Source organism: Stenotrophomonas sp. C3(2023), assembly GCF_032911385.1.
GTDB lineage: Bacteria > Pseudomonadota > Gammaproteobacteria > Xanthomonadales > Xanthomonadaceae > Stenotrophomonas.
The window spans coordinates 1-304 of the sequence record NZ_JAWJLO010000014.1; the positions used below are offsets into that span (position 1 = coordinate 1).

The following is a 304-nucleotide window of genomic DNA, read 5'->3' on the forward strand; positions in this document are numbered from 1 at the left end:
AGCACACCGAGCACGGTGGTCGCACCGGCGGCGGCAGACAGGGTGTCATCGGCTGCATTCGGGTTCACTGCCACCACGGCAGTGGACGAGGCGCAGTTGGTCGGCGCGGCGTTCTCGCAGACCTGGTAGCTCAGCGTCACTGCCGCAGGCGTGGTACCTGCAGCCACGGTGACCACACCGTCAGCGGCCATGGTGTAACCCGGCACCGGGGTGACCAGCGAGGCGGTCACCGGCGTGGTGCCGGGCACGATGGCCGAGCCGTTGAACAGATCATTGAGCAGCACGCTCGGGGTGCTGCCACCGG

At 68.8% G+C, this 304-nt stretch carries 1 protein-coding gene; it reads right to left on the minus strand.

Annotated elements, in window-relative coordinates:
- Nucleotides 1-304: hypothetical protein (locus RZA67_RS16405; protein ID WP_317214127.1), on the minus strand; the 304-nt coding region annotated here is incomplete at both ends.